The sequence below is a fragment of the Sphingomonas bacterium genome, assembly GCF_903644135.1.
Classification (GTDB): Bacteria; Pseudomonadota; Alphaproteobacteria; order Sphingomonadales; family Sphingomonadaceae; genus Sphingomonas.
Genome location: NZ_CAHJXA010000227.1, coordinates 1 through 4,700, shown reverse-complemented (window position 1 = coordinate 4,700; position 4,700 = coordinate 1). Strand labels below are relative to the sequence as shown.

The window sequence follows — 4,700 nt, the reverse complement described above, 5'->3', positions numbered from 1 at the left end:
GAGGCGACGCTGACCGATCCGCACCCCCGCGCCTCGATCGGCAGCTACCGCCTTGCCGCCGAGCAGCGCGCGGAGCGCGGCGACGCCGCCGCGATCGTTGCCGCATTCGATCAGGCGGCGGCGACGGCGACCGCCGCGACGGTGGACTGGGCCGCCGCCGTCGTACCGACGGTGCCGCCGGTCAGCCGATGAGGTTGATCGCCTGCCGCACGTCCTCGCTCCGCTCCACCGCCCGAAGGATGAACGCAGCGACATCGGCGCGCGCGATCGTGCTGAGCGGGAAGCGGTCGCGCAAATTGGGGCCACTAGTCCACTTGCCGGTCGCCTTGCCGTTGGTCAGCAGCGCCGGTCTGACGATCGTCCAGGCGAGGCCGCTGCCGCGGATCGCCCGCTCGTCCACCGCATGATCCTCATAGGCGGCGTGCAGCATCAGCGGGATCATCAGGCCGATCAGCCGCCCGCGCGCCGCGCCGCGGCTGTCGCCCACCCCAAGGGCGGACTGGTAGACGAACCGCTCGGCACCGTTGGCCTGCATCGCGGCAATGATCGCGGCCACGCCCTGGACGATCGCCGGCGTGTGCCGCCAAGGCTTGGCCGCTCCCAAGGTGGAGACAACCGCGTCCTGCCCCTTGACCGCCGCGTCCACCGCCTTCCTGTCGGTGATGTCGCCAGTCACGACATGCAGATCGCCGCCGATGCCGGCCAGCCCATCGCCGGATCGCACGAAAGCGGTTATCCGATGGCCGTGGGCGATGGCCTGGGCGACAAGTTGCTTGCCCGTCAGTCCCGTCGCGCCAAAGACCAGGATGTTCATCGTCGGCTCCATCCGGTCTCGTTCAGGTTCATGGCTAACAAACGGCAGGAACGTTTCGATCCTCCAGCGGGTTTAACTACCTTAGTCCGCCTATCGAGATAACGGGCGATAACGCCTTGGGCGAACCGGAGGAGAGTGGGGATGAGCATGCTCGACGATCGGACGATTGCATGAACCGGCCGTCCGGCCGGACCCGCTTCCGCCTGGACGAGGTCGGCTCGCCGAACGCGTTGATCGTTAAGATCGCCAACGTCGCGGCGCTGTCTCCAGTCGAGATCGACCTCCTAGAGCACGCCTGCGATCACCCGCGCGAGGTGCCCGCGCACCAGGACCTGCTGCGTGAAGGGGACGAGACCGGTTCTCTGATCGTCATCCTGCGTGGACTGGCCTGCCGCTACAAGATGTTGCCCGAAGGCACGCGCCAGATCACCGAGTTCCTGATGCCCGGCGATTGCTGTCATATGCACATCATCGTGCTCGATGCGATGGATGACACGATGGCGACGCTGACGCCCTGTCGCGTGGCGACCATCCCGCGCGCGCGGGTAGAGGAATTGGTCGCGACCCGACCCGTGCTAGCGCGCTCGCTGTCTTGGGCACAGCTGGTGAACCAGGATATCCTGAAGGCCTGGATGGTCAATCTGGGGCGTCGCAACAGCGTCCAGCGCGTCGCCCATTTGATGTGCGAGCTGTATGTGCGGGGCAACGCCGTTGGCCTGGTTGCCGACAAGCGATTGCCGCTCGATGTGAGCCATGCCGAGCTTGGCGATGCTCTGGGGCTGACCGCCGTCCATGTCTGCCGCGTGCTACGCAAGCTGCGGCTGGCGGGATTGATGCAGTTGCGGGCGGGAACGCTGACGATGCATGATCTGCCTGCTCTCGCCGACGTGGCCGGGTTCGACGGCAGCTACCTTCACCTAGCGGCGGCAACCGAAGACCAGCATTCCGTCTAGAACCCGACTGTCCTGGGGTGTCGAACGGCGATCATCTCGCCATCCTTGTGGATTGCTCCGCCACACCACGCGCAGCCGACTTCGCCATTCGCTGGATACGGACGAAAAACCAGGTTTGATAATCCGTTAGCGAAGTGTAGTTGATCCAGATTATTAGTCGGAAGGCGCGACGTGATATTTCTTCGCCACTCTCGATGGCGAGACACGTCCCGCCTCGGTTCAGTCAGTAGGCGTAGACCATGATCATCCCGACCCTCCCGGTTCCGAACCCCAACCCGCTCGGCGACCCGCACGGGCGAGCGGCGCTGGTCCTGATGGAAAGCCTGATCCACGCTTTGGTGGAGGACGGGACGCTGACCGGCGAACAGGCGATCGACATCGTCCAGGATGCGGCGACGGTGCATGCCGAGAGCGACTATAGCGAGCGGGATGCGGAGCGGCTCCATGACTCGCTGGTCATGCTCGATCGGATCGTCGCGAGCCTGCAGACGGTCAGCATCAAGCCAGGTCTTGGCTGACACTTTCCCCTGCGTCCGGGTTCGGCAGCCGCTGATCTAGATCAGCGGCGATGCACCTCCGTCAGCTAATCGCGGCCTAGATCGGGTCCGACCGAGCACGCCACTCTCGTTGGGCGACGTGCCGGTCGTTAGCCACGGCCGTCCAGCGATGGGGAGCATGATGTCGCATCGCTGTCGGACATGTTGCTCACCGCCGGGACCCGCATCCTGCGCTACGCCAACCTCACCTGACGCCGCACCCAGGCGCGGCAGGCGACAATAGTTGCCGGGAATACCCCCCAGTCCAGGTATGCCGCCGATCCCCGACAGGTCGGGTCCGGAGCGGCTGGCCTATGGCGCGACGGCGGTGCTGATCGGCGCGGCTGCGTCGCTCGGCAGCGCGTTTGTCGGCGTCAACCTGCCCTTCATCCAGGGGCGGCTCGGGCTGACGCCGGTCGAGGGCGCGTGGCTGACGGCGGCCTATGCGATGACCAACGTCTCGGGCAACATGCTCTTCCTCAGATTCCGCCAGCAGTTCGGCATCCGGCTGTTCGCCGCCCTCGGGCTCATCCTGTACGCGGCGGTCACGCTCCTCAACACGCTGTGGGACGATTATACTGGCGCGCTGGTCGCTCGGGCGTTGTGCGGGTTCGCGACGGTGCCGCTGTCGACGCTGACCATCTTCTACATGCTCCAGGCGGCCGGCCAGAAACATACGATGGGCGGGCTGATCGTCGGGCTGTCGATCGCGCAGGCGGCGACGCCGTTCGCCTATGTGGTGTCGCCGGCGCTGACCTTCAGCGAGGAGCCGCATGTCCTCTACCTGTTCGAGAGCGGGCTGGCGCTATGTGCGCTCGCCGCGGTGGCGCTGCTGCAGCTGCCGGAGAGTCCCAGGGCGATGATCCTCATGAAGGGCGACCTCCTGACCTATCTGCTGGTCTGCCCGGCGCTGGCGCTGGTGGTGGCGGTGCTGTCGCAGGGCAGGCTGCAATGGTGGCCGGATCATCCCTGGCTGGCGATCGCGCTGTGCGCGGCGGTGCTGCTGATGGCGGCGGCGTTCGTGTATGAAGAGGTCCGCCCCGCGCCGCTGATCTTTCATGATCTGCTTTTCGCCGGCTCGACGATGCGGTTCGCGCTCGGCGCGTTCGGCCTGCGCTTCGTGTTGTCGGAGCAGACCTACGGCGCGAGCGGGCTGCTGGCGCTGGTCGGTGCGGGACCGGACCAGCTGCAGGGCTATTACGCCGTCATCCTCGTTTCCCTGGCGACGGGCGTCGGCGTCGCTGCGCTGGTCTTCACGCCACCACGCGCGGCGATCCTGGCGATCGTCGCGCTCGCGTTCATGGCGGCAGGGGCCTTCCTCGACGCCGACGCCACGAGCCTTGTGCGGCCGGAGCAGTTTCTTGGCAGCCAGGCGATGCTGGGCTTCGCCAATGGGCTGTTCTTCGGCCCGATCCTGATCTTCGGCGTGCTCGGCGCGCTGAAGGGCGGGTTCGAGAAGCTGGTGACCTTCATCGTGCTGTTCATCGTCAGCCAGTCGCTCGGCGGCCTTGCCGGCTCGGCGCTGCTGGGGACGATCCAGCAGCATCGCGAGCAGGTCTATTCCGCGCAGATCAGCGCAATTTCTACTCCAGCCAGATCGACGCCGTGACGGTGCGCCGCGACCAGCTGAGCAACCTCGTCGCGCTCGCCGTCGCGCTTGGCGGCGGGTGGAGCAACGCGGCTGTCTCCGGCTCCATCGACCACCCGCCGTCGGCGCGGGCGGTTCAGCCCTTCTCTTCGGCGGCAGCCGCCAAGCCCTGACGGGCGGGATCACGCACCGAGCGCGGCCTTGAGCAGGTCAACCCCCTTGCTCGCGACCGCCATCGTCGGCGCGTTGGTGTTGCCGCTGGTGATGTTGGGCATGATCGAGGCGTCCATCACCCACAGGTTGCGCGCACCGCGCACCCTCAGCGTCGCGTCGACGACCGCCTTATCATCCGCGCCCATGCGGCAGGTGCCGACCGGGTGCCAGTTGACCGTCAGCGTGCGCTTGCAATGTTCGATCAGGCCCTCGTCGGTGTCGACATCGGGGCCGGGCGACAGCTCGACCTCCATGATCTCGCGCAGCGCCGGGGTCTGGAGCACCTCTCGGCAGTAGCGCAGGCTCGCCACCATCACCCGCATGTCCTCGGGATCACCAAGGTAATTGGGGTCGAACACCGGTGCCGAGGTCGGATCGGCATCCCTGAGGCTGACGGAGCCTCTGCTCTTCGGCTGGATCACAATGTTTTCGAGCGTCAGCCCCGAGCTGAGCCCGTTCCGATCGGTCGGGTTCCCCGCGACGGCGAGGTGCATGCACTGGATCGTCGGCTCGTCGTCCCGATCGTCCGGGTTGAAGAAGGCGACGCTCTCGATGCCGTTCGTCGCCGCCGGCCCGTGCCCGGTCAGCAGGTAGCG

7 protein-coding genes are annotated in these 4,700 nt (G+C 66.7%); 5 read left to right on the top strand and 2 right to left on the bottom strand.

Annotation, left to right across the window (positions count from 1 at the left end):
• A partial coding sequence (locus tag HUU96_RS11540) for a hypothetical protein (protein WP_174292938.1) occupies nt 1–192 on the top strand: 192 nt, incomplete at its 5' end.
• Here the strand turns inward: HUU96_RS11540 and HUU96_RS11535 are convergent.
• On the bottom strand, nt 182–814 hold the full coding sequence (locus HUU96_RS11535) for an NAD(P)-dependent oxidoreductase (protein ID WP_174292937.1): 633 nt from the start codon (nt 812–814) through the stop codon (nt 182–184). The genes HUU96_RS11540 and HUU96_RS11535 overlap by 11 nt on opposite strands.
• A gap of 170 nt (nt 815–984) precedes the next feature.
• Between HUU96_RS11535 and HUU96_RS11530 the strand changes: the two genes are divergently transcribed.
• The 4 genes from HUU96_RS11530 (at nt 985) to HUU96_RS11515 (ending at nt 4,064) form a co-directional block, all read left to right on the top strand.
• Nucleotides 985–1,767 carry a Crp/Fnr family transcriptional regulator gene (locus tag HUU96_RS11530; RefSeq protein WP_174292936.1) on the top strand — a complete coding sequence of 261 codons (783 nt, stop codon included), beginning with the start codon at nt 985–987 and terminating at the stop codon, nt 1,765–1,767.
• 239 nt (nt 1,768–2,006) lie between these two features.
• Nucleotides 2,007–2,285, top strand: a complete 279-nt coding sequence (locus HUU96_RS11525; RefSeq protein ID WP_174292935.1) for a hypothetical protein — start codon at nt 2,007–2,009, stop codon at nt 2,283–2,285.
• 289 nt (nt 2,286–2,574) lie between these two features.
• A complete protein-coding gene (locus HUU96_RS11520) occupies nt 2,575–3,912 on the top strand; it encodes an MFS transporter (RefSeq protein ID WP_174292934.1) in 1,338 nt (445 codons plus the stop codon).
• The gene (locus HUU96_RS11515) at nt 3,909–4,064 is read left to right on the top strand and encodes a hypothetical protein (RefSeq protein WP_174292933.1); all 156 of its coding nucleotides are present in this window, start codon (nt 3,909–3,911) and stop codon (nt 4,062–4,064) included. The genes HUU96_RS11520 and HUU96_RS11515 overlap by 4 nt, the downstream gene beginning before the upstream one ends.
• A 9-nt stretch (nt 4,065–4,073) precedes the next feature.
• On the opposite strand, the gene HUU96_RS11510 is transcribed toward HUU96_RS11515, so the two are convergent.
• A partial coding sequence (locus tag HUU96_RS11510) for a GMC family oxidoreductase (RefSeq protein ID WP_254605196.1) occupies nt 4,074–4,700 on the bottom strand: 627 nt, incomplete at its 5' end.